This window comes from Vreelandella profundi, assembly GCF_019722725.1.
In the GTDB taxonomy this organism is placed as follows: Bacteria; Pseudomonadota; Gammaproteobacteria; order Pseudomonadales; family Halomonadaceae; genus Vreelandella; species Vreelandella profundi.
Genome location: NZ_CP077941.1, coordinates 1,324,435 through 1,349,941, shown reverse-complemented (window position 1 = coordinate 1,349,941; position 25,507 = coordinate 1,324,435). Strand labels below are relative to the sequence as shown.

Genomic DNA, 25,507 nt, shown 5'->3' with positions numbered 1-25,507 from the left:
CACCTTAAATCAATCGGCAAGGGCTATCTGGCGCTTTTTGACCGCGCTTTCTAAACGCGCCAAGAGCGGCTGGATACGCTCATGCTTCATCGTCATGGCCGCTTTATTAACCACTAATCGCGTACTGATATGGGCAATGAACTCACGTGGTTCCATCCCGTTCGCGCGCAGAGTGTTGCCGGTATCGACGATATCGACAATCTCATCGGCTAGGTTCATCAGGGGCGCAAGCTCCATAGCACCGTAAAGCTTGATCACCTCAGCCTGAATTCCCTGCTCGGCATAGTAGCGACGAGCTATATTGACAAACTTAGTCGCCACACGACGCCGAGCGCGAGCAGGCAGCTGCCCCTTGACGCCAGCTGTCATCAATTTACAGCGCGCAATATCCAGATCCAGCGGCTCATAAAGACCTTCAGCACCATGCTCAAGCAGCACATCTTTACCTGCGATACCTACGTCGGCAGCGCCGAGCTGAACGTAAGTTGGCACGTCGGTCGCCCGCAAAATCACCAGCTTTACATCGGGCAGATTGGTATCAAATAGCAGCTTGCGGCTTTTGCTTAGATCCTCTGCGGGCGTGATACCCGCATTGGCCAGTAGCGGCAGCGTTTCTTCAAGAATACGGCCCTTCGAGAGGGCTAAAATCAGTTGCTTACTCATCGTTTCGGCCCGTCGGTTTTAACCTGGGATACGGCGAATACGCGCACCCAGCAGCTGCATTTTCTCTTCGATACATTCGTAGCCACGATCAATGTGGTAGATCCGATCTACCAGCGTTTCGCCCTCGGCCATCATCGCCGCAATGACTAGCGACGCAGAGGCACGCAGATCGGTGGCCATTACCGGCGCGCCGGAAAGCTTTTCAACCCCTTCAATCAAGGCCGTATTACCTTCCAACACGATCTTAGCGCCCATTCGATTAAGCTCTTGAACGTGCATGAAGCGATTTTCAAAAATGGTCTCAACCACGCGAGAATTGCCGACGGCCACCGCATTCATAGCGACAAACTGTGCCTGCATATCGGTAGGGAAAGCAGGATAAGGCGCCGTGCGAATATTAACGGCCTTGGGACGCTGGCCATGCATATCCAGCGCAATCCAGTCATCGCCACTGGTAACCTCGGCACCAGCCTCTTCTAACTTCGCGATAACGGCGTCAAGAATGTCCGCACGGGTGTGCTTAACCTTTACCCGCCCACCGGTCATAGCAGCAGCGACCAGGAAAGTACCGGTTTCGATACGATCAGGCATCACATCGTGTTCGCAGCCGTGTAGCTTCTCGACACCCTCAATAGTGATGGTATCAGTGCCATGGCCGCTGATTTTAGCGCCCATCTTGATCAAGCACTGTGCCAAATCGACAATTTCAGGCTCGCGGGCAGCGTTTTCGAGAATCGTTTTGCCTTCGGCCAAGGTAGCAGCCATCAGCAGATTTTCGGTGCCGGTTACCGTCACCGTATCGAAATAAATAGTGGCACCCTTAAGGCGACCATCGACGCGCGCACGGATATAGCCTGCTTCAACGCGGATCTCCGCCCCCATGGCTTCCAAGCCACGAATATGTAGATCCACCGGACGCGAGCCAATCGCACAGCCGCCGGGCAGCGATACATCGGCCTTGCCAAAGTGAGCAAGCAAGGGGCCTAAAACGAGGATAGACGCACGCATCTTTTTAACAAGTTCATAAGGCGCGTGGCAGTGAGTAACCTGCGAACCATCCAGCTGTATGCTCAGCTTCTCGCCCATCACCGGCTCGACGCCCATACGGCCTAGCAGCTCTAGCGTGGTGGTAATATCTTGTAGGTGCGGAAGATTACCAATAATCACGGGGCCATCGGACAACAGGCTGGCACATAGAATAGGCAGCGCTGCGTTTTTAGCACCGCTTGCCCACACTTCGCCATCTACCGACCCGTTGCCGGTAATGAGTAATTTATCCATAGGAATGCCGTTATTGAACGTTCTCCGACGCAGTTTGCCACTGCGTCGGAGTAAACGTTTTGATGCTAATAGCGTGAAGGGCACCCGAAGCGATTTCGTCGCTGAGCGCAGAGTAAACTAACTGCTGACGTTTGACCGGAGAAAGGCCGTCAAAGGCTTCGCCAACCGCAATCACCTGAAAATTGCAGCCTTCACCCTGGATATGAAACTGACATCCGTCGATACGGGATTCAAGCAGTGCCTTTACCTCGTTGGGTTGCATGGGGCAAAAAACTCCTTTGGGGTCATCGTAATTAATGAGCGTAAGCGGGTCGACATAATAAAGAAAAGCGGTGCGCTTGGCGATGCCGCACTGTTAAACGGCTAGCGTCGTGGCAGGATGCTCAATTAATTCGTTCAACTCAGCCAAGGACGCTAGCCGCTTAAGGGGCTCAGACAAATCGATCGCATCGACCGTGATGGCACGCAGCTGGCAGATACGCAGCCATTCAAACAATACGCTAATGGCAACGCTGCTGGCTTTATCGACGCCGCTAAAATCAAACATCACGGCGTCTAGGTCTGTGCTTTTCAGCCACTTAACGCCACTGGCGGCCAAATCGGCCGCCAGTGCTACGTTTACGTCGCCTACGACCTTTAAGGTCGTGCTTTCTACGTTAATAGAGACGTCAGTGTGTGAATACAGCACTGTCACGCATCGCCTCCTTGTTCCAACTCATCAACGCCCACTTCGGGCGACCATCCATTGATGACCGCATCATAATCGCGGTTATTATCGCGCATCGCCTGGTCGAACTGGTTACGGAACGTCAGCCCTAAGTTAATGCCATTGACGATCACATTAACCACTCGCCATTCGCCATCTGACAGCCGCAGGCTATAGCTCACGGGATACACTTGGCCGTTGTTGGCAACCACTTCCATGGCAACGCTAGCCTGGTCGTCGTAGCGCTGAGCCTGCTGAGCATCCAACACTCGCAGCTCGTCATAATCAAAGGTCACCAATCCACGCGTATAGGTGTCAATCAGCGTTTGACGAAACACATCGGCAAAACGGCTACGCTGCTCTGGCGAGGCATTGCGGAAATAGTTACCCATGACGCTAGCACCGATATAGCGAAAGTCAGCTACTTGATCGAGGCTGCTGTCCACCAGCGCTTCAAGCTCATTCAAGTTATTGGCGTAGTAGTCTTCTCTACCGTCAAGGTCCCCCATTAGCGAACTGATATTGTCACGGATCATATCTTCGGGCGATTGAGACTGCGCCAGCGCCTGAAACGGCACCGACATTGCTACCAGCATCGTGACTGAGACAAGCCAAAGGCTAACGGTGTTATTTACTTTTTTCATCACTTTAATCTCCCTACTCGTTATCCTATGAGAATGGCATTTAGCGACTTGCTGCCATTAACTACTTGCCATATTGGACACAAATTGTTGAATAAGTTCTTCTAACACCAGCGCCGACTGGGTGTCACGAATCGAGTCGCCGTCTTCGAGCATGTCAGGATCACCGCCTACGCTCAGGCCAATATACTGCTCACCTAAAAGACCTGCCGTTAGGATAGAAGCAATGGAGTCGCTAGACAGCTGGCCTTCAAGCTCGCTGTTCAAGCTCAATACCACGCGGGCATCATACCACTCTGGGTCTAGCTCAATGCTTTCTACCCGCCCTACCGTTACGCCCGCCATAGTGACCCGCGAACGCGGCTTTAGCCCGCCGATATTGGCAAAGTTGGCCTCCAGCTGAAACGACTGCGAGGGCGCTGAAAGCGTTAGTCCACTGACGCGCAAGCCGAGAAATACCAAGCCCAAAATGCCGGCAATCATAAACAGGCCAACACCAAACTCCATGGTTTTACTACGTCTCATGAAACGACTCCACCCATCAAAGGCCGCCAAACATGACGGCCGTCATCACAAAATCAAGCCCCAGAACTGCAAGCGACGAATACACAACCGTGCGCGTGGTAGCGCGAGAGATACCTTCAGAGGTAGGCACCAGATCATAGCCCTGAAAGACAGCAATCCACGTCACCACCAGGGCAAAGACCAAGCTTTTGATCATGCCATTACCAATATCGCTGACGAAGGCGACGTTGGCCTGCATGTTGCTCCAGTAGGAGCCTTCAAACACGCCTAACCACTCAACGCCGACTAGATAACCACCCCAAATACCCACCACGCTAAACCCGACGGTCAGAATAGGCAGTGACACAAACCCCGCCCATAGCCGTGGCGCCACGACTCTGCGCAGTGGATCAACGCCAATCATCTCCATACTGGTTAACTGCTCAGTGGCTTTCATTAAACCAATTTCGGCGGTCAACGCAGAGCCGGCGCGGCCAGCAAACAACAGCGCGGCCACCACCGGCGCGAGCTCACGCAGTAGAGACAGCGCCACCATTTGACCCAGCGCTTGCTCAGCGCCAAAGTCCACCAAAATGGTGTAACCCTGAAGCGCGAGCACCATGCCGATAAACAGCCCAGAAACCAGCACAATAGCCAACGAGAGCACGCCCACAAAGTGCATTTGATGCACCCATAGCCGCCAACCCTCCCGCGAGGGAACGCCAACGGCCGACTGGGCAAGAAACACCCCAGCGCGGCCTAAGGCTTCCATTAAATCGCATCCTCTGCGCCCCAGTCGGGTGATACGCGCGGTGCCGTTTGAGAATTTTGACTGCATTGATCCTGCCTTTATACATTTAGGGAACCTCTGATTAACTATTGCGCTTGCCTACACGGCGTTAGTCAGAGGCTCCTTAGCCTATTATCGTTGCGCGGCCTGCCCCAGAATATCGCGATAAAACGCCTCAGCGGGATAGTGAAACGGCACGGGACCATCGGGCTCGCCATGCACAAATTGGCTAACCCGCGGGTCCTGATTGGTATCCAGCGTTTGCGGCGTGCCATGCGCCACTACTTGGCCATCAGCAATCAAATAGAGGTAGTCCGCAATACTCAGTGTTTCTTTAATATCGTGCGAGACCACGACAGAGGTTAGCTGTAGCGCCTGATTGAGACGCTTAATCAGCTGAACCAAAACGCCCATTGAAATAGGGTCTTGGCCAACGAAAGGCTCATCGTACAAAACAAGCTCGGGGTCTAGCGCGACGGCTCGCGCCAAGGCAACTCGCCGCGCCATTCCGCCTGAAAGCTCGGCGGGAGTCAGTTCACGCGCTCCGCGCAAACCTACCGCCTGCAGCTTTAACAGCACCAGATCACGCACCATTGTGTCGGGCAAGTCGGTGTGCACGCGCAGCGGAAAGGCAACATTTTCAAACACGTCTAAATCTGAAAAGAGCGCACCACTTTGAAACAGCATGCCCATGCGCTTGCGTAGCGTGAACAGCGCTTTGCGTGACAGGCGATGAACGTCCTGACCATCAATTAAGACTCGCCCTCGATCCGGCGCCAGCTGGCCACCTATGAGCTTAAGCAGCGTTGTCTTGCCGGTGCCACTGGGCCCCATGATAGCAGTGACTTTACCCCGCGGAATCGACATATTGACGCCACGAAAAATCTCGTGATCGCCACGAGAAAAATAAAGATCTTCAATTTCTATGAAGGGTGTCTCTGTCATAGCTCAGTTGACTCTTAGCGCGACGCGGCCAGGGCTAGCTATTATACGCCACTTGCCGATGCCGCATTTAAAAAAACAGCGTTCTAATACATTATCGAACAACGTACTATAACTCTACTAAGCGCTATCACGCTAACCGATGTTACGATCAACAGGCACAGCATGCCCACGCACATCTGCCCCAATAGCGGCTGAAGTACTGCCTACGAGCACTGCCAAGATGTTATTCTTAGCGGCTGTCGCCCTTTATATATTCAATCGCCAAGAGATATCGCTATGCGCCAGCCTCTCGCCTCCCCCAGCCTACTGCGCGAAAGCGCCTTACGTACGCTGCAAATTGAGCAGGCAGCTATTGGTGGCCTGCAAGCCAAGTTAGACGAAAACTTTGACCGCGCCTGCGAGCTTATACTCGCCTGCCAAGGGCGCGTCGTGGTCACCGGCATGGGTAAATCTGGTCATATAGCCGGCAAGCTTGCCGCCACCTTGGCCAGCACCGGCACACCCGCCTTCTTTGTTCACCCAGGCGAAGCCAGTCACGGCGATCTGGGCATGATTACTCGTGCCGACGTTGTGCTGGCGCTGTCTAACTCCGGTGAAACGGCCGAAGTGACCGCCCTTCTGCCGCTGCTGAAACGCCTAGGTACGCCGCTGGTCAGCATGACCGGACGGCCCGGCTCCACGCTTGCCAAGCATGCTGATGCGCATCTAAATAGCGGCGTTGAGCGCGAGGCATGCCCGCTGGACCTTGCCCCCACTAGCTCAACCACGGCCGCCCTAGCGCTGGGTGATGCGCTCGCCGTAGCATTGCTGGAAGCCCGAGGCTTTACCGCTGAAGACTTCGCTCTTTCGCATCCGGGTGGCAGCTTAGGCAAACGTTTACTGCTGCGCGTGAGGGATCTTATGCACGATGGCGCGCGCTTGCCGCAAATTCCGCTAGGCAGCCCGCTGCGTGATGCCTTATTAGAGATTACCCGTCAAGGGCTAGGCTTTACCTGCGTGGTTGATAGTGACGGTCGCTTAGCCGGGGTATATACCGATGGCGACCTGCGGCGCACGCTGGACCAATACCACAACTTACGCGACGTCTTAGTTGATGATGTCATGACTCGGCCAGGTAAACGTATCGGCCCCGACATACTAGCAGCAGAGGCGGTACGCATTATGGAAGAGGGCCGAATTACGGCACTCGCGGTGGTTGATGAACAACAGCGCCCGGTTGGTGCCTTACATATGCATGACTTGCTTGTTAGCGGCGTTATTTAACGTATTTATCGCAAGATTTAGCGACTTCTTAAAAGAATGGAGGCTTTATGACCCTATCTGCAGCCCTACTTGATCGACTCCGCCGCGTTCGACTATTGGCGTTAGATGTTGATGGCGTACTCACCGATGGTCGACTTTACTTTCAGGCTGACGGCATCGAAATTAAAGCCTTTCATACTCAGGATGGCCATGGTCTAAAGCTGCTTAAGCGGGTCGGCATCCACGTCGCGCTGATTACTGGCCGCGATTCGCCCATGGTTAGCCAGCGTGCCGCGGCGCTGGGTATCGACCATGTCTTTCAAGGCTGTGAGGATAAGCTCGCCACCTTGCGCGGCCTGTGCCAACGTTTGGATATAGAGCTAGAACAAGTCGCCTATTGCGGCGATGATCTTCCGGATCTATCGGTTATCAAGCGCTGCGGTGTCGGCATTACCGTTCCCAGCGCGCCGGACTATATGCACACTCATGCCGACTGGACAACGGAACGGCTTGGCGGGCACGGCGCGGTACGCGAAATTTGCGATACTCTGCTTGAAGCCCAAGGGCACTGGAGCGCAGTGCTCGACACTTACTTGCACGGCCGCACATAAATGCTTAAGCATCTTAAAACACGTCTAGGATTAACAGGGCTTTTTATCGCCCTGGGCGTGCTATTGGTGTGGCTTGGTCCTGGCGGGTCTCAAAAAATCGCTATCGATCCAGAAGCGCAGGCCCAAGAGCCAGGGCACGTACTTCAGGATGCTGAAATCACTCTGTTTGGCGACAACGGTAACGTCTTACAGTCACTAAAAACACCGCGCCTCATCCATACGCCGCAAAGCGGGGAAACCTGGTCTGAGAGCCCTCAGGCAACCCTGTATGACAGCGATGAGCGCCAGTGGCTAGCCAGTGCCGATGTCGGCACGCTTAATACCAATACTCAGGCCCTCGTTATGTCAGGCTCCGCGCGACTGATTGCGCCAGACGAAGGATGGCAGCTGGATACTGAAGAACTGCACTATGATGGTCTCACTCAGCATGCATGGAGCGAGGCACCGGTATTACTGCAACAGCCGCCCCAGCAAATGAACGCTTCACATATGGATGCATGGTTAAACGATAGCCAGGTCCGCTTATCTGACGGTGTGCGCGGCACTCATCCACCTGCCACACAACGCTAACAGGAGTCGCCATGAAAGCACTTATCTACACCGCCCTTTTTGCGCTCGCAGTGCCGCTATCAGCAGCAGCCCAAACCAACCAAGCGCCTGTGGAGGTGGAAGCCGACCGCTTAGATCTTGATCAGCGCGCGGGTACCGCCGTTTACACCGGGGATGTGAATATTCGCCAGGGCGAAATGCAGCTGCGCGGTGAGCGAGTGGAAATTCAACGCAATGAGGCGGGCGAGCTTTCGCGCGCAACGTCTACCGGCGAGCGTGCTTACTTACGCCATCAGGTCGAAGGACAAGAAGGCCCGACGGAAGGCTGGGCTCGGCGGATTATTTATCACGTCGCCGAACGCCGAGTGGAGCTCATTGATCAAGCTGAACTGACCCAGCAGGACGACACATTTACCGGCGGGCGGCTTGAATATTTCATTGACCGTGAAGTGATTCAAGCGCGTTCAGACGTTGACGGTAGCGAGCCCCAGCGTATCCGCATGACTATTCAGCCGGAACAATAGAGAGTCAATCGATGGCAACTGCTGACAATGCGCCGATAAAAACACTATATGCCCACCACTTGGCGAAAAGTTACAAACGCCGCCGAGTGGTTAAAGATATTAACTTGGAAATCTCCCAAGGCAGCGTCGTCGGCTTACTCGGCCCTAACGGCGCGGGCAAAACCACGTCGTTTTATATGATTGTCGGGCTGGTCAAATCTGACGCCGGCAAAGTGGGCATTGACGACTTAGATTTAACCCGCGCCCCGATGCATGAACGCGCAGCGGCAGGCATTGGCTACCTGCCCCAGGAAGCGTCTATTTTTCGCAAATTATCGGTTGCCGATAATATTATGGCGATATTAGAAACGCGCAAAGAACTCGACCGCCCAGGCCGCGAAGAGCGCCTGGAAGCCTTGCTTGAAGACTTCCACATCACCCATATTCGCGACAATCTAGGCATGAGCCTCTCAGGCGGGGAGCGCCGCCGTGTAGAAATTGCCCGCTCGCTAGCAACTGAACCCGCCTTCATCTTGCTAGATGAGCCCTTTGCCGGGGTTGACCCCATTTCAGTGGGCGAGATTAAAACCATCATTCGCGCGCTAAAACAGCGCCATATTGGCGTTCTGATTACCGATCATAACGTCCGTGAAACGCTGGACATTTGTGATATCGCTTACATTGTCGGCGATGGCCATATCATCGCCAGCGGCCCCCCGGCGTCGATCCTCACTAACCAGCAAGTCAGGGATGTTTATCTGGGCGCAGATTTTCGTCTGTAGGCTTATTTTTGCCCATAAATCCCGCTTTATAACGCTTTAACTACCAATGGCATGCTTATTGCACTTGCACCCAGCCCCCACTCGCACTAGGGTAAAGCATTCCGATTAACGAGTGGTTCTCAAATGGTCATGAAAGCTTCTCTTCAACTGCGCATTGGGACACAGCTGACCATGACACCTCAGCTGCAGCAGGCCATCGCCCTGCTGCAGCTATCGACTCTGGACCTTCGCCAGGAAATTCAGCAGGCCCTAGATGCCAACCCTATGCTGGAACAGGAAGATGAGTTCGGTGAAGAGGCCGTGAGCGAGCCTAAAGAGGAGGAGTGGTCAGAGAGCATCCCCACCGAGCTTTCCGTTGATAGCGACTGGTCGGACACCTATCAAGACCTTGGCGGCACGGGCAGCAGCAGTGAGGGCCCTGATTTTGAGCGCCAGGCTGCCGAACAGAGCCTTCACGGCCACCTATTGTGGCAACTCGCCATGACCGATTTTAGCGCGCGTGAGCAGCTGGTTTCCGAGAGTCTCATCGACGCCCTAGACGCCAACGGCTACTTGACCCAGCCGCTTAATGATATTCGTGAAGGGCTACGCGCCCAGGGTATTGATGGCCTTAGCCAGCGCGAAGTGGAAACAACATTACTCAAGCTGCAGCAGTTCGAGCCCACCGGTATTTTTGCCCGCGACCTGCGTGAATGCTTGATGCTGCAGCTCGCTGCCCTGCCAGATGATACGCCGCTGCTGGTGCCTGCCCGCAGGCTAGTGCGCCAGTTTCTTGAAGCGCTCAGCAAAGATGACATGCGCTTACTCAAGCGCCGCTTAGGGCTCGATGACGAGCAGCTAGCCAATGTTATCCAGCTAATTCGCAGCCTAGATCCACGCCCAGGCAGCGCTTACGGCGTGACCAACGACAGCTATATCACGCCCGATTTAGTAGTGCGTCATGATAATGAGGGCTGGCATTTAGAACTCAATCAGGACGCCCTGCCTCGGCTGAGAATTCAACCTGACTACGCCAGTTTGATAAAGCGTGCGGATAAAAGTCAGGATAATCAGTTTTTGAAAGAACACCTGCAGGAAGCGCGCTGGTTAATTAAGAGCCTTTCGAGTCGTAACGACACGCTGCTGCGAGTGGGCCGTGAAATCATTACCCGTCAAATCGGCTTTCTCGAACACGGCGAAGAATCCATGAAACCGCTGATTTTGGCCGATATAGCCTCAGCCGTTGAGATGCATGAATCAACGATTTCACGGGTGACAACGCAGAAATATATTCATACGCCGCGCGGCGTGTTTGAACTGAAATACTTTTTCTCTAGCCAGGTGAGCGGCCAGGATGGCGACAGCCACTCCAGCACCGCGATACGCGCCCGCCTGAAGAAACTGATTCACGAAGAAGCCCCCGGCAAGCCGCTTTCGGATAGCCGCTTAGTGACGTTATTAGAAGAAGGCGGCATTCAGGTTGCGCGCCGCACGGTAGCCAAATACCGTGAAGCCATGGGCATTCCCTCTTCCAGTGAGCGGCGCCGTTTACGCTAGGAGCTGCCAGGTTTCAGCGAAACTCTCGACAAGGGCTTTGCAACGGAGCAAAAAGGGTTACAATCAAAAGGGCTACATATCTAAGTACTAAGTACAGTCCCTAAGTACCGTTCCTAAGTACAGCCCGATAGATAAGGAGTACGTCAATGCAAGTAAATATCACTGGTCATCACGTAGAACTGACTGACGCCTTGCGTGACTATGTTAATGAAAAGCTTGAGCGTGTTGAGCGTCATTACGACAATATAACCACGGTGCAGGTCACCCTATCGGTGGAGAAAGAACGCCAGCAGGCAGCCTGCACACTGCATGCAGCAGGTGCTGATTTACATGCAGAAGCCCTAGACAGTGATATGTACGCCGCTATCGATGCGCTGGCGGACAAAATTGATCGTCAACTCGTTAAACATAAGGAAAAAGCACAAGCCCGCGCCCAAGGCGCTGGTGTGCGTTAATTCAATGACGTTGGAAACCATACTCCCCCCAGAACGCGTTCTCTTCGACGTACCTGGGGGCAGCAAAAAAAGGGTGCTGGAATTTTTCAGCACCTTTATCGCCCAAAATACGCCCAGCCTCGATAGCCAAGAAGTGTTCAGCCGATTAATCGGCCGAGAGCGCCTAGGTAGTACAGGAATTGGCAACGGCGTGGCTATTCCCCATGCCCGCAGCCCTCACTGTTCTACGCCTATTGCTGGTTTTTTAAAGCTCTCAGAAGCGATTGATTTTGATGCTATTGACGGCGACCCCGTTGATCTAGTGTTTGTACTTCTGGTACCGGAACAAGCGGACGACACACACCTCTCTTTGTTAGGCCAAGTAGCCACCGTCATGAATGATGCGGATACTCGCCAGCAGCTACGCAAAGCAGGCAGTCAGCGCGAACTACTTGATCTCATTACCGCTAAAATTCGTGAGCATTCAGCGGATTAAACGGCGATCACTGATCACCAAGCCCCCATTTAAGCCGTTGGATTAACGCGAAGAGAAACTCTATGCAACTGGTCATCATCAGCGGTCGTTCTGGGTCTGGCAAATCTATCGCCTTACAAGCGTTGGAAGACCTAGGCTACTACGCGATTGATAACCTTCCCGTCATGCTGCTGGGATCACTGGTCGACGAATTACGCGACCAGGGTGACCGTGCCCATTTGGCCGTCAGCATCGATGCACGCAACTTACCGGGGGCTCTTGAACGTCTGCCCTCGCTATTAAAAGAGTTGCGCCAGCGCACCATTGATTTTCAAGTCATCTACTTAACGACTGATGCCCGTATTCTTCTAGAGCGTTACTCTGCCACACGCCGCCGACATCCGTTGACGCGCAATAGCGAAATGACCCTTGAAGAGGCCATCAATAAAGAAGAAGAGACGCTGCACGACATACGTGATTTGGCCGATCTATTGATCGACACATCGCGACTGTCAGTACACGATCTACGCCGCCGCATCACTGATCAGGTGGCTCATCAACGGCGAGACCAGCTGACGTTGACGTTTGAATCGTTCGGTTACAAGCGTGGGGTGCCGTTGGATGCTGATCTCGTCTTCGACGTGCGTTGCCTTCCCAATCCTTACTGGGATCCAACGCTGCGGCAATCGACAGGTCGTGACGCCAACATCGTTGCCTTCTTAAAAGGCTATCCCGTTGTGGACGCCATGCGTGACGATATCCAGGCATGGCTTGAACGCTGGCTACCGGCTTATCAGGATAGCCAACGCAGCTATATGACCGTTGCTATTGGCTGCACCGGTGGTCAACATCGCTCTGTCTATATGGTGGAGCAGCTTGCAAAAGGCTTAGCGGCTCGTGTAGGCGAAGTTCAACTGCGTCACCGCGAGCTAGGCCTGCAGTATACGCTGAGCGAACAGCCCTCGACGCCGTTGGCCAGCCTCCCCTCGATCAGCGATCAACCACCAACGTCTTAAGCACGTCTATTGATTAATGACACCACTCGGCGAAAAGGAACCAGGGTGCCAGAAAGAACACTCACACTCACCAATCAACGCGGACTACATGCCCGCGCGGCGACGAAGCTCGTTAAATGCGGCCAACAGTTCACGGCTAATATACGTGTCTATAAGCAGCAACAGATTGCCGATGCCGCTAATATTATGTCGCTATTAATGCTCGCCGCCCCGTGCGGCACTGAGCTAACTATCCATGCCGAGGGCGACGATGCAGAACAGGCGCTTGATGCAATTCAAGCGCTGTTCGAAGCTCGCTTTGAGGAAGATCAGTAGCCATTTACACTGATTAATTACCGGCCACTGTCATGGCATCAATCAGCCAGCTACCCGTGTGCACGCTGCCACGGGTATCGGTGTCATCACCAATGCCCACTAGGCCTGCGAACATCCGCTCCAGGTTACCAGCAATCGTGAACTCTTCGATCGGATATTGAACCTTACCGTTCTCGATCCAAAAGCCGGCCGCGCCACGGGAGTAATCGCCGGTAACGCCATTAACGCCCTGGCCCATCAGCTCCGTCACCCAAATGCCTTTCCCCATCTCCTGCAGCAACGCTTCGCGAGGCTTCAGCGGCGCAGTCAGGCGTACGTTGCGCGCCCCACCGGCATTACCCGTGGTCTGCATACCCATCCGCCTAGCGCTGTAGGAAGACAGCATATAGCTTTCGATACGCCCCTGATCGATAAAGCGATTATTGCGCGTTTGCACCCCTTCGCCATCAAACGGTGAGCTCGCGGTAGCGCCCACTTCCATGGGCCGCTCTTCAAGACTAAACCAGTCGGGAAAGAGCGCAGTACCAAGCCGATCACATAAAAAAGACGACTGGCGATAGAGCGCACCACCGGCGATACCGCCCAACAGATGCCCGATCAAACCACCGGATAACGACGGATCAAATAACACCGGAAAGGTCCCAGTGGGCGGACGCTGAGCACCCAGCCTACGCAGCGTGCGTGCGGCTGCTTCACGCCCTACGTCAGCGGGGTCACGCAGCGCTTTGGGGTCGCGCGCAGAGGTATAGTCGTAGTCACGCTGCATGCCGCCGGCATCTTGGGCAATCAGCATGCACGAGAGTGAATGGCTGCTGCCTTTTTGAGTGCCTAAAAAGCCATGGCTGTTGGCATAAACACGCACCCCTTCACCGCTGGACAGCGAGGCGCCATCCGACTGAGAAATTCCTTCCACGTCACGCCCTGCCTGCTCGCAGGCAAGCGCTAATTCAATCGCTTCATCTGTGGTTAGCGCCCAAGGATAGTGCACTTTTAAATCGGGCTGCTCGCTTGCCATCAGCGACGCATCGGCTAACCCTGCGGCGGGGTCTTCACCGGTATATCGAGCAATCGCCAACGCTTTCTCTACGGCGGCCTGAATCGACGCGCTACTGGCATCTGTAGATGAAGCGCTACCCTTACGCTGTCCTACGTAAAGCGTCACGGCAATACCCTGGTCGCGGGAGAGCTCAACCGTCTCAACTTCGCCCAAACGCACGCTCACGCCCATACCCTGATCAACGCTTGCGCCCACTTCGGCGGCATCTGCGCCCATGCGTTTTGCCAACGCTAGCGCCTCTTCGGCCCGCGCGGTGAGTAGCGACTGCTGCGCGGATGCATCAAATGCCTGTGCCATATGGCCTCCTTTTTCACCGAATCTCTCTCAATAGAATTGTCTTCGGCGAATCAATGTTGTACTCGCAGCTGGTATAATGCCGCAACGAATCTTGTCTGTGAGTCATATTATGCGTAAGCAACGTCCCGATCCAGTTGAAGTAGAAGAACAGGAAGAACGCCCTAGCAAGTCGCAACTCAAACGCGAAATGCATGCCTTACAGGCACTTGGGGAAACATTGATCGCTATGCGACCAGCGGAACGAGCCCGCTTCCCCCTCTCTGACGATATGCTGCGCGCAATTGAAGAGACCGCGCGCATTCGTTCTCATGAAGGTCGCCGACGTCATATGCAGTACGTTGGCAAATTAATTCGTAAAGAAGATCTCACTGCTATTCAAGGCGTATTCGATTCCATTGATCAGGAACAAGAGCAGCGCGATCATGCCTTTCATCGCCTCGAAAAATGGCGCGAACGCTTAATTGACGAGGGCGATGAAGCTGTCGATCTGTTCATGACGGAATACCCCGACGCCGATCGTCAAACGCTGCGTCAGCTCATTCGCAACGCCCAGCGAGAACGCGAAGAGGGCAAGCCGCCAACTAGTTCGCGCAAGCTCTTCAAACACCTGCGCGAAACTCTGGCACTTTAAGCCCGAGCTTAAGACGGCGATTATGAATGAGTACCGCCTACCGTCAGCTCATCCAACTTAAGGGTGGGCTGGCCAACACCGACCGGCACTCCTTGGCCTTCTTTACCGCACACACCAATCCCCGTATCAAGGGCCATATCGTGGCCGATCATCGAAACGCGCCCCATCGCCTCCGGGCCATTACCAATAAGCGTCGCGCCTTTGACCGGCACCGTCACTTTGCCATCTTCAATTAAGTAAGCTTCACTGGCGGAGAATACGAACTTACCCGACGTTATATCAACCTGGCCACCCGCAAAACTTACCGCGTAAATGCCGCGCTTTACGCTTTTGATAATGTCGCTAGGCTCATCCTGACCAGCCAGCATGACGGTATTGGTCATTCGCGGCATCGGCATGTGGGCAAATGACTCGCGCCGCGCATTACCCGTCGGCGCCATTCCCATCAAGCGAGCGTTGAGTTTATCCTGCATGTAGCCGGTTAAAATGCCATCTTCGATAAGCGGCGTGTATTGGCCGGGCGTCCCCTCATCATCAATACTCATTGAGCCACGGCAATCGACTAGCGTCGCATCATCCACAATATTGACGCCCTTCGCAGCGACCCGTTTGCCCATTTGCCCGGAAAAAGCGGAGCTTCCCTTACGGTTAAAATCTCCTTCAAGGCCGTGGCCCACGGCTTCATGCAGCAAAATACCCGGCCATCCTGACGCCAGAACCACGGGCATTTGGCCCGCGGGCGCATCAACGGCTTCAAGGTTTACCAGCGCCTGACGCACGGCTTCTTTAGCGTAGTGCTCCGCCACCTGCTCATCGCGCAGCTTGGCCATTGAATAACGCCCACCGCCGCCCGCGCTGCCGCGTTCACGACGGCCGTTTTTAACGGCAATAACGCTAACGTTGAAGCGCACCAGCGGGCGAATATCCGCCGCCAGAGTGCCATCGCTGGCCCGCACCAGTACGACCTCATAGGTACCGGAGAGAGAGGCACTCACTTGGCTAATGCTCGGATCCGCTGCACGCGCCACGCGATCGGCCTGCTTAAGCATAGCCACTTTATCTTCCGCGCTCAGCCCAGCCAATGGATCAATCCCGGCATAGCGTGACATAGCAGACACCGGGCGTACCCTTTGTCCAGGCAGGCGCTTACCGCTGCGCACAATGCCTGCCGCGGTGCGGCCAGTGTCCATTAGCGCATCGGCGGTGATTTGGTTTGAGTAGGCAAAGCCAGTTTTTTCACCCGCCAGTGAGCGCACACCAACACCGCCATCAATGCTGTAGCTGGCCTCTTTTACTTCGCCATCCTCTAACACCCAGCCTTCTTGCCAGGTACGTTGAAAATACAGATCGGCGTAGTCTATGCCCGCGCCCATCGCGTAGCCAAGCCCGGTTTCCAGAGCGTCTAAATCCAGCCCCCCGGGTGTCAGCAAAATGGCGGCAGCCGCGTCTATATCACTTTTATGTACGGTCATAGGGGGCCCTCTAAAGTAACCTGCGGCGAGGTCCAAGGGCCTCGCACGCGATAATGAAGTGTCGTGACCCGATCTAGCGCGTCACCAAAAAGCTTGTCTGCGATAAATAGCGCGCCGCCTACAATGGGCGCACCAACAGCAATTGCCGCGATAGGTAAACTTTGTGTCACTGGCAGTGTGACGCCAAGCCGCTGATCAAGTTCACGCGTCATCAGGTCGACATTACCGGTGACTGTTAAGGTGGTGGCCGGAGCTTCAATTTGCAATGGCCCTCGCAGCGTTAGCAGTCCATCGGTGACATCGGCGGTGCCATTGACACGATCAAACGCCGTGCCTTGGCCGGTAACGTCAGAAAAATCTAAGCGTATGCGGCGTAAAATATTATCGAAATTGAGCAGCCCGACTAAACGCGCTGGCGCAGACTCTAACGTGGCAAAACGGCCATCGCGCATGTCTGTATCTAGATAGCCATCGGCATTACGTAAATCGAGCTGCCAAGGCGCGCCCGGCCAATCCAGTGATGCGTTTACGTCGGTACTGCGGCTGCGCATCACAATAGGCTGATCAAGCCGCTCAAGCGCCGTGCCGATGTCTCCACCTTGAATAGAGATATCCGCCCGCGTGTGGCTGGTGGTTGAATCCCCTTCCCAGTGAAGCTCGCCGCGAGCGGAAAGCTGCCCTATGGTGAGACCGACCGGGGTTAGCGAAAACCCCTGTCCATCGGTTTGCCAATAAGCGGTCAACGGGCCAAAGCGACGTGGCCCCATGGCTATCTCTGCTAACCGCAAGCGGCCATTGGGCACATCGGCTAGCCAATCGGGAATCACAGCAGGCGGCTTGCGCTGGGTTTCAACCGCCTGCCACCAAGAATCGGGGGCTGGCGCTTCGCTGTCATGCTCTACATTGGCAAGCTTCAACAGGCGATCTAGCGCAATGCCCTCAATCGCAATATCCAGCGGCTGCGGCGAATCACTATTGTACAGCAAATGCCCGGTGACTAGATTGCCGGCCACATCAAGATCGACCTGGCCGCCGCTGACACTACCTGACGCGTTGACATTGCCTAAACATTCCGCCTGATAGATCACACAGGGCGTCGTTAGCGAGACATTCAGCGGCATCTGATTATCTTCGCCACTCGGCTGAGATGCACCTAGCGCCATCATCGGCTTAATAGCCTGCTGCCACGCCAGAGGATCAATGCGCGGCACATTCGCAACAAGGCTTATACCTGGCTGAGCTGGCCAAGCAGGCACCTGCTCTGCGGCACTGCCCAGATGCACCGTGCCAGCCAGCGCTTGATTACCGAACAGCCCTCGCGCAGAAAAAATATCCGCTAGGCGGCTTTCAATACGCCCAGAGTCGATATCGGCGGTCAATACCCAAGGCCAAGGCTGCTGGGGCGTTTTTGCAAACGGTTCAGGTAAATGGCTAGTAACGCCGACTAAACGACTTTCCACTCTTACGGTCGGTGTGGGCAACAGGCCTACGCGGCCCTTCCACTGCAGCTGCCCCTCTAGCGGCAAACGCCCCTGGCTATCGTCTAACCCTGCCAAACCGAAAAGTGCCGCCGTCGCGACGCTGCCCTGCAGCTGAATCCCGTCGCCCAGCGTATCTATATCGGCGTTTATTTCCCCACCCAAAACCTGGCCATTCGCCGTGCCAACCAGCCCTCCGCTTTCACCATTTTGCAACCAGCGTAGATCCCCTTCGGCCGAGCGAAGACGCACTCCCAGCGGCAAATAAACAACCTCAGAGAACCGTGGCAGCGCATTAATTTCTAGCTGGATAGCCTCAGGCGTTTGCAGCGGCAGCGACAGCGCAATATCGCCATCAACGTCACCGGCTACCCGCAAATCACTCAACTGCGAAAGATCAATATCAGGCATGGCCTGAAGAAACGATATAAGCGCCGAGCCTTCCGACTGTAATTCTCCGGAGAGCTTAAGCGTCTCATCCTCCATTACTAGCTCGCCCTTGGAAGCTGCCACGCCATGGCTCTGGGCGCTCTCTATCTCCGCTTTTAGCACTTTATCCTGCCACTTGAGGCGGCCCTCGATATCGTCAAGGCGCGGCCAGCCGGGCGCAATGGGCAAATGTCCTTGGGTAACGGCCAGCGCGAGCGTCGCGGTAAAGTCATCGGCACTGACGGTTTCACCAATAGGCAGGCTCAGCTGTAATGATCCATCGGTCACGTAGCCGCCGATATCATCAAGCAGCCAGTCCTGCAGCTCATCATCCATAACGCCTAGCGGCAGCCACTGAGCCAACGGGCGCTCAAGGGCGTCCACGTCACTAAAATCAAGATCTAAACCAAAATGGCCGCGCTGATCACCGCTGACCAATCCGAAGCCACCCGATACCTGTGCTCCGTCCCACTCAACGTTAAGGTGCTTGCCGCTGACCATCGTATTAGGGCCGTCGTAGACCCACTCAACCTCTCCTTCGGCGCTTTGCAACTGCATGGGAGCGGCAAAAAACTCGGGGAAATAAAGGGTGCTGTCACCGTCACTACTAAACTGCACCTGACCGCGAAAGTCGCGCGCCTGGACCCAGGCATCGAGGGGGCCGCCGCCGGGCACCTGTTCCCATGGCGACACTTCAACACCGGTTAGTGCGGCGTCTACTCCCCAGCGGCCATCCCACTGACCCACCTGTAGCCCCTGCACCTGACCGCGCGGCGAGAGCGTTTGCAAAACGCGGGTCAACGATTCGGGCAGCAAGACATAGTCACGCCAAGCGGTAAGCGACGCGAGCTCAAAGGCACTGGTGCGCACCTCCCACCGGCCCGGCTGATGCGTGGCATGCCAATGTCTTGGCAAAGCAGGCCCAACGCTGGCACCCGGTGGCTGCGCCCACTCAACGCTATCCGCATCGCCACTTAGCCATGCCTCACCGCCGTCACCGTCGCGCTGCCACAAGCCGCTGGTTTTAATATCCCTTAACACCGCGTACTGAATGTCGTGGCGCAACGTCAGCTCAGGAATCTCGACAGAAACCCTGGCCTCCTCAAGGCGCCCGGCGCCCCAACGTCCCCATAGCCGCGCACTGCCACCCGCCTGCTCTAAATAAGGCATATGGTCGGGACGAAACATGGCGGCTAACACGACCAGCTGATCTAACTGAACATCCAACTGCAAGGCTGCCGAAAAGTCGCTAAAGCCACGCTGGCCAGGCTGCATTTCGACCTTTATTTCAGCCGCGGGCAGAGCAACCTCGCGCGCCTGCTGGAGTGATTGCGCAATATCGATAGCGCCTTCAAGCCGAGTACGTCGCTCATCACCGGTCAGTAGCAGAGTCTGGGCGTGCAGCAGCACGGTGTCTTCCCGGCCATGCAGCACGACGCGGGTGTCATCAACCCACAGCCTCTGGCGCAAAATTAACCCGGCCCAGTCGTCGACAGTGGCTAAATCCATATCGGGGTCGGGCGATAACAGCGGTAGCTGAGCCGGCTCAGGCCACTGCCACGCGCTACCAGCGCCCTGATAGAGATGAAACTGCGTGCCGGTGATGCGAGCGTCGCTAAAGATCGGCGCTAAATTGGCAAGTGACGCCCACGTATCCAGCCGCAGTCCCGCATGGTCTAGAGAAAATAGCGCTTGGCCATCCGGCGCTTGCGCATTCACGCCGTCAAGGCTTAGCAACAGATCATTACGTGCAAGAGACAGCGACAATCGCTCGATAGTGACGGGCACGCCAATACGCGCTTCAAGCAGCGCTTCAATACGCGGGGTTAAGGCGTCGGACTGGCTCATCACCAGGCGGAGCAACAGCAGCAGTACGGCGATGCTGCCCAATACCCATGCCACGGCCACCAAACTCCAACGCACCAGGAAACGAGTCTGCATGATTTACATCAGCACAATATCGTACTGCTCTTGGGAGTAGTGCTGCTCAACCTGGAAGCGAATCGTTTTGTTGATAAAGGTTTCCAGGTCTGCCACCGCCGCGGACTCTTCATCCAGCAACCGGTCAACAACTGACTGCGAGGCAAGCACCATGTAGGTTTCAGCACTGTAGGCGCGCTCTTCGCGCAAAATTTCTCGAAAGATTTCGTAGCAGACGGTTTCTGGGGTTCTCAGCGTTCCCCTGCCGCTGCAGGTGGGGCAAGCCTCGCAGAGTGTTTGTTCCAAGCTTTCACGGGTACGTTTGCGGGTAAGCTGAACCAGCCCAAGCTCTGTGACGCCCGTGCACTTGGTTTTGGCATGATCACGCTCTAAGGCTTTTTCTAAAACGCGCAAGACCTGGCGCTGGTGTTCAACGTCAATCATATCGATAAAATCGATAATGATGATGCCACCTAAATTGCGTAGCCGAAGCTGGCGAGCAATCGCTGTTGCTGCCTCCAGGTTGGTTTTAAAGATAGTCTCTTCAAGATTGCGGTGGCCGACATAGCCGCCGGTATTAACATCGATGGTGGTCATTGCCTCGGTCGGATCAATCACGAGATAGCCACCCGACTTCAGCTGTACCTTACGACCCAACGCCTTTTGAATTTCATCCTCGACGCTGTAAAGATCAAAAATGGGCCGCTCGCCAGGATAATATTCAATGCGATCAACGGCATTAGGCATGAACTCTTCAGCAAACTCGACTAGCTTGACAAAATTTTCACGCGAATCGATACGCACTTTTTCGATGTCATCACGCATCACGTCACGCAGCGTGCGCATAAATAGCGGCAGATCATCATAAATAACGGTTTGCGGGGCCGCGCTGACTTTCCGCTCACTGACGTTACGCCATAGCCGCAGCAGAAAATTCATATCGCCTTTAAGCTCTTCGTCGCCCACGCCTTCGGCCGCCGTACGAACAATAAAACCGCCCGTCACCTCTAGCGCCTGCTCGCTGACGCTGGCGTCCAACAGCGCCTTTAAGCGCTCACGCTCATGCTCATCTTCAATGCGCTGAGAAACACCGTGGTGTGGCGAATCAGGCATATAAACCAAGTAGCGCGAAGGAATCGACAGATGCGTGGTTAAGCGCGCACCTTTACTGCCAATAGGGTCTTTGGTCGCCTGTACGACGAGCGCCTGACCTTCATGCAGCAGCTGAGCGATCGTTTGCTGTTCATCCTGAGGCGTGCCGGGGGGCATCACTTCGTGCACATGAATGAAAGCGGCACGCTCAAGGCCAATATCGACAAAAGCAGCCTGCATACCCGGCAGCACGCGCACCACTTTGCCTTTGTAGATATTGCCCACGATGCCACGCCGACGGGAGCGCTCGATCAGTGCCTCTTGCAAAACGCCATTTTCCACCAGCGCAACGCGGGTTTCCATTGGTGTTAAATTGATGAGAACTTCACCGCTCATGCACAAATCCTTATAGGTTGACGTATTCCTTGCTAGCGATACATGCGCCGATCGACTCGCGCTTAGCGCGTTAAATGCACTGCCAGATAGGAACTCCCTGTCGGCGCAGCAAGCTCGTCGTCTCAAATAGCGGCAGCCCCACTACTGCAGAATGGCTGCCTTGAATCTCTTTTACAAATATCGATGCTAAACCTTGGATGGCATAGCCTCCCGCCTTATCAGCCGGCTCACCGGTCTGCCAATAGGTGGAGATTTCCTGCTCTTCGATTACGCGCATCGTCACCTGAGTGGTGACGCAGCAAGAGAGCATGCCCTCCGGCCCGGTCACAGCTACGGCAGTGAGCACTTGATGCGATCGCCCTGACAATAGGCGCAGCATCGAGGCTCCCTCTTGAGCATCCGCAGGCTTACCTAGAATACGCCCATCAACAGCAATAGCGGTATCGGAACCTAAGGTTGGCAAGTCAGTAAGCGACAGCGCCGCCTCTGCTTTGGCAATCGCTAAGCGATACACGTAAGCCGTCGCCGACTCCCCTGCCAGCGGCGTTTCATCAATATCACAGGGATGAACCGTCACCGGCACGCCGATGGAAGCCAGCAACGCACGCCGACGCGGGGATGCAGAGGCCAGACACAAAACCGGTGCAGAAGCGCTCACGAAGCGGCTAACCGGCGTTCCAATGCTTGGAACATAGTGGATAGCCAAGGCCACAGCAGAGCGCTAATCAAGGAAGGAATCAAAAAGGCCAAATGGATTGAAAAATCGCCCACGATAGTACGTAACCACTGCGCAACAAGCTGCACTAAGCCAATGAGCACCAGCACGAGCGCCGACTGCTGCACCAGTGAATAGGCGCGGAATCGGGGGTATACCAAGGCACATAAAAAAGCCAGCAGCGCATAAACCATCGCATGCTGGCCTAGCGCAGTGCCTTCTATTAAATCCATCAGAATGCCCAGCACAAAGCCGTGAAAAACGCCGACTCGATCGGGCGTGCGCATACACCAGTAGATCAGCATCAGGCCCAGCCATTCAGGGCGATATACCTGCCAGCCATCGGCCAGCGGCATGACTTGCAGGCACACTGCTAATAGCAGGCTTAGCCAAATAAACAGTAGCGGAACAATCGGTGCGCGGGCCATCAGGGCACCTCTTGAGGTGATACATTTGGATCAGGATTGGATAGCTGAAGCGAAGAGCGCAGCGCTGCTGCAGAGATATCCAGCGTCTCATCCCACGCATGTTCGTCTATCTCTTGCTGAGGCGGCGGAAAGAGCAGCAAGAAGTGACGCGAGCGCTGCAGCTGTGCCATTGGCTCAGCCGTTACGCGTGCAAAAGGTTGACCCGGATCATGGTAGACCTCGGTCACTCGGGCCACGGGGTACCCGGGAGGAAAACGCCCGGCCAGGCCTGACGTTGTTAGCAGGTCGCCCTCACGAATGTCTGCCGTATCCGGCACGTGCATTACATTGACGCTGCTGTAGCGCCCGGCACCCTGCACGATAAAACGCAGACCGTTGCGATTTAGCTGCACAGGCAAGGCATGACTAGCATCAGCCAATAGCAGTACGCGGCTAGAGTAAGCCGACACCGCGGTAATTTGGCCGACCAAACCCGACGCATCAATGACCGGCTGCCCCACGTAGGCACCGTTACGGTGACCGCGGTTAACCACCATTTGATGACTAAATGGATCGTTATCTAACGACAACAGCTCAGCGGTGATATAGGGAATATCACGCCGCTCGGCGGCATTCAGCAAATCACGTAATTCGCTATTCTCTGCCGTCAGATTAGCCATGCGCTGACCGCGATGGGAAAGCGTTAAAATTTGCTCGCGCAGGCGTCGATTTTCGTCCACCAGCGCCTGTTGATCGGAGAGCGCAAGCGACCCCCAATTCAATAGGTCGCTAGGCACGCTAACGACCCATTGTATAGGCGCCACGACCATCGACATTTGCGCGCGCACCTGCTCCATACGCGTGAAATGATGGTCGACAAACATCAAGGCACTGGCGGCCAGCACGCAAAAAAACAACCGGTAGCCCGGCAATGGCCCGTGCGAAAACAGCGGTTTAATAGGCAATCCCCCCGCATTAACCGCTGAGATCAGTCGCTCGACAGCAACTCAAAGGTATGCTGATCAATCATTTCCAGCGCTTTACCACCACCGCGCGCAACGCACGTCAGCGGGTCTTCAGCCACAATCACCGGCAGCCCTGTTTCTTCAGCAATCAGCTTATCGAGATCGCGAAGCAAGGCACCGCCACCGGTCAACACCAAGCCACGCTCGGCGATATCGGAGGCCAGCTCTGGCGGCGACTGCTCAAGAGCGCTTTTGACCGCGGAAACAATGGAGCCAAGCGTTTCTTGCAGGGCTTCAAGCGTTTCGTGAGAATTTAGCGTAAAGCTGCGTGGAATGCCTTCAGCCAGGTTACGTCCGCGCACGTCTATTTCGCGCAGTTCGCCACCCGGATAAGCACAGCCAATCTCTTCTTTGATGCGTTCGGCCGTCGCTTCACCAATTAAGCTGCCGTAGTGACGACGAACGTAGGCGGTAATGGCTTCATCAAAACGGTCGCCACCCACTCGAATAGATTCGGAGTAGACCACGCCGTTGAGTGAAATAATCGCAATTTCAGTGGTACCACCACCGATGTCCACGACCATTGAGCCCTGGGCTTCATCAACCGGAAGGCCTGCGCCAATGGCTGCCGCCATGGGTTCTTCAATCAAGAACACCTCGCGGGCACCGGCACCTTCCGCCGACTCACGAATCGCCCGACGCTCGACTTGCGTTGACATGCAAGGAACGCACACCAGCACACGCGGGCTCGGGGTTAAAAAGGTGCTTTGGTGAACTTTGCGGATAAAATGCTGGAGCATCTGCTCGGTCACGGTGAAATCGGCGATAACGCCATCTTTCATCGGACGGATCGCAGTGATATTGCCAGGCGTACGACCCAGCATTCGCTTGGCATCGGTGCCGACTGCCGCAACGCTGCGCATTGTGCCAGACTGGCGAATAGCGACCACGGACGGCTCATCAAGCACGATACCGCGACCGCGTACATAAATCAGTGTATTGGCCGTACCCAAATCGATCGACAGATCGCTGGAAAACAGCCCCCTCAAACGTTTAAACATGGATGTCGTTACCTAGTGCAGACCGGGAACCCTGTGCGGATGCAAACGGTATCACCGCAACCCCCTGGCAGCAAGCACGAGTCGTGCCTAATACTGCCCGTTAAGGCCAAGATGTGGTACCTTTTGCGGCTATTTTCCACGTCTGCGACACAAGACGTTTTTTTGATATCGGTATGTATACCGCTTAAAGCGGATTATGTTCCCTTACGTTTATGAGGAAATTCCGATCATGGCGCTTGAAGAATCTCATGTGCGCCGGGCTGCCCACCTAGCCCGACTCGCCGTCAGCGATGACCAAGCCAGTGGCTTTGTAGATGACCTAAGCCGGATTCTGGATATGGTCGACCAACTACAAAGCATTGATACTGAAGGTGTTTTACCGCTATCTCATCCGTTAGATGCGACCCAGCGGCTGCGCGCCGACGAAGTCACAGAAACCAACCAGCGCGACACGTTTCAGCGCTGTGCTCCGGCAGTGGAAAACGGCCTGTATCTCGTCCCCCGCGTTGTTGAATAAACTTTGTTGAATAAAGCTGTTGAATCAACACGCGTTTGAGATTACCGGGCTGCCACTTTCGCCGCTATTTTTTTCGC

28 protein-coding genes are annotated in these 25,507 nt (G+C 55.1%); 12 read left to right on the top strand and 16 right to left on the bottom strand.

Going from position 1 to position 25,507, the window contains the following annotated elements; genetic code table 11:
* Nucleotides 1-9 precede the first annotated feature (9 nt).
* From hisG to KUO20_RS06175, 8 genes are all read right to left on the bottom strand, one after another.
* Complete coding sequence (hisG, locus tag KUO20_RS06210) at nt 10-663, bottom strand: ATP phosphoribosyltransferase (RefSeq protein WP_235042011.1); 654 nt, start codon at nt 661-663, stop codon at nt 10-12.
* 18 nt (nt 664-681) lie between these two features.
* Nucleotides 682-1,944 (bottom strand): UDP-N-acetylglucosamine 1-carboxyvinyltransferase, encoded by a 1,263-nt coding sequence (murA, locus tag KUO20_RS06205; protein WP_235042010.1) that lies wholly within the window; start codon nt 1,942-1,944, stop codon nt 682-684.
* 10 nt (nt 1,945-1,954) lie between these two features.
* The gene (locus KUO20_RS06200) at nt 1,955-2,206 is read right to left on the bottom strand and encodes a BolA family protein (protein WP_096280750.1); all 252 of its coding nucleotides are present in this window, start codon (nt 2,204-2,206) and stop codon (nt 1,955-1,957) included.
* A gap of 93 nt (nt 2,207-2,299) precedes the next feature.
* The gene (locus KUO20_RS06195) at nt 2,300-2,638 is read right to left on the bottom strand and encodes an STAS domain-containing protein (protein ID WP_235042009.1); all 339 of its coding nucleotides are present in this window, start codon (nt 2,636-2,638) and stop codon (nt 2,300-2,302) included.
* Complete coding sequence (locus tag KUO20_RS06190; RefSeq protein WP_422823137.1) at nt 2,635-3,246, bottom strand: MlaC/ttg2D family ABC transporter substrate-binding protein; 612 nt, start codon at nt 3,244-3,246, stop codon at nt 2,635-2,637. Before KUO20_RS06190 ends, KUO20_RS06195 begins: the two co-directional genes overlap by 4 nt.
* A gap of 105 nt (nt 3,247-3,351) precedes the next feature.
* Nucleotides 3,352-3,816, bottom strand: coding sequence for an outer membrane lipid asymmetry maintenance protein MlaD (mlaD, locus tag KUO20_RS06185; protein WP_235042007.1), 465 nt, complete (start codon nt 3,814-3,816; stop codon nt 3,352-3,354).
* 16 nt (nt 3,817-3,832) lie between these two features.
* Nucleotides 3,833-4,633, bottom strand: a complete 801-nt coding sequence (mlaE, locus tag KUO20_RS06180; RefSeq protein ID WP_235042006.1) for a lipid asymmetry maintenance ABC transporter permease subunit MlaE — start codon at nt 4,631-4,633, stop codon at nt 3,833-3,835.
* An 84-nt stretch (nt 4,634-4,717) separates the two neighbouring features.
* Nucleotides 4,718-5,530, bottom strand: coding sequence for an ATP-binding cassette domain-containing protein (locus tag KUO20_RS06175; RefSeq protein WP_235042005.1), 813 nt, complete (start codon nt 5,528-5,530; stop codon nt 4,718-4,720).
* 276 nt (nt 5,531-5,806) lie between these two features.
* On the opposite strand from KUO20_RS06175, the gene KUO20_RS06170 reads away from it, so the two are divergent.
* The 10 genes from KUO20_RS06170 (at nt 5,807) to KUO20_RS06125 (ending at nt 12,993) form a co-directional block, all read left to right on the top strand.
* The gene (locus KUO20_RS06170) at nt 5,807-6,793 is read left to right on the top strand and encodes a KpsF/GutQ family sugar-phosphate isomerase (RefSeq protein WP_235042004.1); all 987 of its coding nucleotides are present in this window, start codon (nt 5,807-5,809) and stop codon (nt 6,791-6,793) included.
* Between the two features lie 47 nt (nt 6,794-6,840).
* A complete protein-coding gene (locus tag KUO20_RS06165) occupies nt 6,841-7,383 on the top strand; it encodes a KdsC family phosphatase (RefSeq protein WP_235042003.1) in 543 nt (180 codons plus the stop codon).
* On the top strand, nt 7,384-7,953 hold the full coding sequence (gene lptC, locus KUO20_RS06160) for an LPS export ABC transporter periplasmic protein LptC (protein WP_235042002.1): 570 nt from the start codon (nt 7,384-7,386) through the stop codon (nt 7,951-7,953).
* Nucleotides 7,954-7,964: 11 nt separating this feature from the next.
* Nucleotides 7,965-8,456: a lipopolysaccharide transport periplasmic protein LptA gene (gene lptA, locus KUO20_RS06155; protein WP_235042001.1), complete on the top strand. Its 492-nt coding sequence runs from the start codon at nt 7,965-7,967 to the stop codon at nt 8,454-8,456.
* An 11-nt stretch (nt 8,457-8,467) separates the two neighbouring features.
* Entirely contained in the window at nt 8,468-9,217 is a 750-nt protein-coding gene (gene lptB / locus KUO20_RS06150) for an LPS export ABC transporter ATP-binding protein (RefSeq protein WP_096280778.1), read from the top strand.
* A 123-nt stretch (nt 9,218-9,340) separates the two neighbouring features.
* Entirely contained in the window at nt 9,341-10,753 is a 1,413-nt protein-coding gene (locus KUO20_RS06145) for an RNA polymerase factor sigma-54 (protein WP_235042000.1), read from the top strand.
* 146 nt (nt 10,754-10,899) lie between these two features.
* Nucleotides 10,900-11,208 (top strand): ribosome hibernation-promoting factor, HPF/YfiA family, encoded by a 309-nt coding sequence (gene hpf, locus KUO20_RS06140; protein WP_007114683.1) that lies wholly within the window; start codon nt 10,900-10,902, stop codon nt 11,206-11,208.
* 4 nt (nt 11,209-11,212) lie between these two features.
* Nucleotides 11,213-11,683 (top strand): PTS sugar transporter subunit IIA, encoded by a 471-nt coding sequence (locus KUO20_RS06135; protein ID WP_235041999.1) that lies wholly within the window; start codon nt 11,213-11,215, stop codon nt 11,681-11,683.
* Nucleotides 11,684-11,745: 62 nt separating this feature from the next.
* A complete protein-coding gene (gene rapZ / locus KUO20_RS06130; RefSeq protein ID WP_235041998.1) occupies nt 11,746-12,678 on the top strand; it encodes an RNase adapter RapZ in 933 nt (310 codons plus the stop codon).
* Between the two features lie 45 nt (nt 12,679-12,723).
* Nucleotides 12,724-12,993 (top strand): HPr family phosphocarrier protein, encoded by a 270-nt coding sequence (locus KUO20_RS06125; RefSeq protein ID WP_235041997.1) that lies wholly within the window; start codon nt 12,724-12,726, stop codon nt 12,991-12,993.
* A 13-nt stretch (nt 12,994-13,006) separates the two neighbouring features.
* On the opposite strand, the gene pmbA is transcribed toward KUO20_RS06125, so the two are convergent.
* Nucleotides 13,007-14,347: a metalloprotease PmbA gene (pmbA, locus tag KUO20_RS06120; RefSeq protein ID WP_235041996.1), complete on the bottom strand. Its 1,341-nt coding sequence runs from the start codon at nt 14,345-14,347 to the stop codon at nt 13,007-13,009.
* Between the two features lie 109 nt (nt 14,348-14,456).
* On the opposite strand from pmbA, the gene yjgA reads away from it, so the two are divergent.
* Nucleotides 14,457-14,978, top strand: coding sequence for a ribosome biogenesis factor YjgA (gene yjgA, locus KUO20_RS06115; protein ID WP_193062528.1), 522 nt, complete (start codon nt 14,457-14,459; stop codon nt 14,976-14,978).
* A gap of 20 nt (nt 14,979-14,998) precedes the next feature.
* Here the strand turns inward: yjgA and tldD are convergent, their stop codons facing one another.
* From tldD to KUO20_RS06080, 7 genes are all read right to left on the bottom strand, one after another.
* Nucleotides 14,999-16,450, bottom strand: a complete 1,452-nt coding sequence (tldD, locus tag KUO20_RS06110) for a metalloprotease TldD (protein ID WP_235041995.1) — start codon at nt 16,448-16,450, stop codon at nt 14,999-15,001.
* Entirely contained in the window at nt 16,447-20,298 is a 3,852-nt protein-coding gene (locus KUO20_RS06105) for a YhdP family phospholipid transporter (protein WP_235041994.1), read from the bottom strand. Before KUO20_RS06105 ends, tldD begins: the two co-directional genes overlap by 4 nt.
* Nucleotides 20,299-20,301: 3 nt before the next feature.
* Nucleotides 20,302-21,765 carry a ribonuclease G gene (gene rng, locus KUO20_RS06100; RefSeq protein WP_235041993.1) on the bottom strand — a complete coding sequence of 488 codons (1,464 nt, stop codon included), beginning with the start codon at nt 21,763-21,765 and terminating at the stop codon, nt 20,302-20,304.
* Between the two features lie 70 nt (nt 21,766-21,835).
* Nucleotides 21,836-22,423 carry a Maf family protein gene (locus KUO20_RS06095; protein ID WP_235041992.1) on the bottom strand — a complete coding sequence of 196 codons (588 nt, stop codon included), beginning with the start codon at nt 22,421-22,423 and terminating at the stop codon, nt 21,836-21,838.
* The gene (gene mreD, locus KUO20_RS06090; RefSeq protein WP_235041991.1) at nt 22,420-22,908 is read right to left on the bottom strand and encodes a rod shape-determining protein MreD; all 489 of its coding nucleotides are present in this window, start codon (nt 22,906-22,908) and stop codon (nt 22,420-22,422) included. Before mreD ends, KUO20_RS06095 begins: the two co-directional genes overlap by 4 nt.
* Nucleotides 22,908-23,852, bottom strand: coding sequence for a rod shape-determining protein MreC (mreC, locus tag KUO20_RS06085; protein WP_235041990.1), 945 nt, complete (start codon nt 23,850-23,852; stop codon nt 22,908-22,910). The genes mreD and mreC overlap by 1 nt, the downstream gene beginning before the upstream one ends.
* Before the next feature lie 23 nt (nt 23,853-23,875).
* Entirely contained in the window at nt 23,876-24,913 is a 1,038-nt protein-coding gene (locus tag KUO20_RS06080; protein ID WP_096280814.1) for a rod shape-determining protein, read from the bottom strand.
* Between the two features lie 229 nt (nt 24,914-25,142).
* Here KUO20_RS06080 and gatC point away from each other — a divergent pair, with 229 nt between their 5' ends.
* Entirely contained in the window at nt 25,143-25,430 is a 288-nt protein-coding gene (gatC, locus tag KUO20_RS06075) for an Asp-tRNA(Asn)/Glu-tRNA(Gln) amidotransferase subunit GatC (RefSeq protein WP_235041989.1), read from the top strand.
* Nucleotides 25,431-25,507 lie beyond the last annotated feature (77 nt).